The sequence below is a fragment of the Candidatus Phytoplasma sp. AldY-WA1 genome (assembly GCF_020312115.2).
Lineage (GTDB): Bacteria > Bacillota_I > Bacilli_A > Acholeplasmatales > Acholeplasmataceae > Phytoplasma > Phytoplasma vitis.
In genome coordinates this window covers 1-2,748 of sequence record NZ_JAHRHX020000072.1, presented here as the reverse complement: position 1 = coordinate 2,748, position 2,748 = coordinate 1, and the positions used below count along the sequence as shown (strand labels likewise).

Here is a 2,748-nt window from a genome sequence, read left to right as displayed (position 1 = left end):
ATTATTAAAACGTTTATTTGATGCGCCGCCGTCGTATTTAATTTCACCTATATCCCAATCGTGTTTTACATGTAAAGAAGAATGAGTATCAGAATTATTAATATCATAAATTTCTTTAAGAAAGTAAAGTTTTATTCTAGAAACATTGTTACTATCAAATTCTTGTTTAATTTTGTCTTCTTTTTTTTTACATTCTTCTAAATATTCTTTATTAGATGAGTCATATTTTCTTTGTGTTTCTTTCTGATTTAAAATATTTTCTTCTAATTGCGATTCTAAATTATTTAATTCTTGTTCTTTTAATTGTGATTTTGCATTATTTAATTCTTGTTCTTTAACAGAAATAGTTTTGTTTAACGATGATATTCTTCTTGAATTATTTTCGTTTTTTAATTGTAATTTTAAATTATTTAATTCTCCTTCTTTAAAAGAAATAGTTTTGTTTAACGATGATATTGTTTCTGTAATTTTTGAATTATTTTTTTTTTTTTTTAATTGTGGTTTTAAATTATTTAATTCTTGTTTTTTAACAGAAATAGTTTTTTTTAACGATGATATTGTTTCTATAATTTCTGAATTTTTTTTTTTATTTTCATCAACTATCGACTCTAAACTTATTAAATTTCGGTCAAATTCATCGTCAAATTTGTTTTCAATTCTTTTTTTCCAAGAAGAATGATACAAATCCATTAAATCTTGATATTTTTTATATTCTTTATATTTAACTTCTTGATTAATAATAAGATCCAAAATAAGAAATTCATTATTCTTTTTAAAGACTAGCCAAATAGGATTTGACAAAATTTTAACATCTGAACTTGAAATAAAATCAAAATCATAATTTGTTTTAGACATATCAAAATCACAATTTGTTTTAGATATATTTTTAATTGTTTTAGATATATTTTCAAATAAATAAACAGGATAATTATCTTTATCAGTAATATCTAATTCACATTTTAATTTAATTTTTTTCTTGTCATTTTCTAATTTCTTATATTTTTTCAGATATAATTCTTCTTTTTTAGTTTTAATTTCTATTTGGATATCATATGCCCATTCTTCTAAATCTATTTTAAAAAAAGAAAATTTTCTTTCTTTTTGTAGTTCTAATCTCTTTTTATCCATATCGATTTCATAAAAATCTCGAGCATAAAAATCTCGAGATTGAGATAAATTTTTAAATTCATCAAAAGAATCATTTGTGCCACTTTTGCGATAAGAACATTTAATATCAAATAAATCAGTTAAAGGATTATTATCTGAATCGAAAATACTTGTATTTAAATGGCAAACGAATGATTTGTCTTTTAACGCTTGTTTTTTTTTATCTAACTCTTTCAACAAATCTTTATCTTCAAAAGTTAATTTATAAAAATATTTTCTTTCCTCTTTAGTTTTTTCTATATCATCTAAATTGTAAATATCGAAAGTTAATTTAGCTGGCGAGTGCAATTTAGTATTATTTGATTTAGAATTTATTGTAAAAGAAGGAATTTTTTTACATGATTGTGAAATTTTAACAACTTTAGCTTCATTAGCTTTAACTAAATATAAAGGGGGGAACCAGACAAGAATAATTATAAAAATTAAAAAAAAGAGATTTTGAATTTTTCTTTCTAAAAACATTTTAATAAGCCTCTGTTTTTTTGTATATTATAAATATTTTTGTGAATAAAATAATTTATTATTCAAAATTAATATTATTTAGTTCGAATGTTGTTGTGTGTATTGTCTTGTGTTATTGGTTGTTTAGCTCTAACAGTAATACTTCTTCCAGAACCTCCTCCTGTACCTGCTTTAGAATCATTAAGTTTCATATCTTTTAATTTAGTTCCTTGACCTCCTACTTCTAAAATATGAGATGTGCCATTGTTATCAACTAAAGTATAAGTGATTTGTGTAAATAAAGTTAAATCATGACTTGCATCAGTATAAAAATCTTTGTTTTGATTGGATTCGTTTTTAACTGCGGTAAAAAATTCATCATTTAAACTCATTTCGTTCCAAAAATTAATTAAAATAAGAGTTTCTATTTTGTCATAATTATCTGGAGCTTTTTTATCGTTTTTAGTGATTAATTTTGGAAATTTAAAGTCTGATAAATCTGTTGGATGTGTTATATTTTTAGTTGGATCTCCATAAATATAATATTTTTTTGTATTTGAATCACTACTATCCAATATTTCCTTAGGACTAAGAATTTTAGAAGTTTGTTTTGGTTTTACTTCTTTTTTATAATTATAATCGCTTCCTCTATACTCATCATATAAGTTTATAATATCTGTTTCTGAGATATTATTTAAATTTGTTTTTCCGTTTAAATCATTTAAATCTTGGGTTGTGAACATATAATCTTTCGGTAAATATCTTTTTACGTCGTAACCTTTCGTCTTATATAATAATTTTACTTCGATTGGATTTTCATTTAACCAATCATGTTTATATTTTATTTTTCTCGAATTTAAATCATAAAATTGATTATCAAAAACAACATAAGAACCGAAAAAATTTTTAAAAGTTGGTTTTGGTTTTATTTCTGCTATACATTCAGAATAATTATCAATATAATCATAATCAAAATATAAGTTCTTAATATCTGTATCTGAGATATTATTTAAATTTATTGTTCTGTTTAAATTATTTAACTCTTCGGTTGTGAAAATATCATGTTTCGGGCAATAACATCTTTTTGTACCATTTTTCTCCCTATATAATAATTTTACTTTGATTGGTTTTTCTGATTCT

2 protein-coding genes are annotated in these 2,748 nt (G+C 22.3%); both read right to left on the bottom strand.

The features are described from left to right. The coding region (locus KTO59_RS03940; RefSeq protein ID WP_284928747.1) for a hypothetical protein at positions 1–1,629 on the bottom strand (1,629 nt) is incomplete at its 3' end. A gap of 74 nt (positions 1,630–1,703) precedes the next feature. Continuing rightward, a partial coding sequence (locus KTO59_RS03935; RefSeq protein WP_284928745.1) for a hypothetical protein occupies positions 1,704–2,748 on the bottom strand: 1,045 nt, incomplete at its 5' end.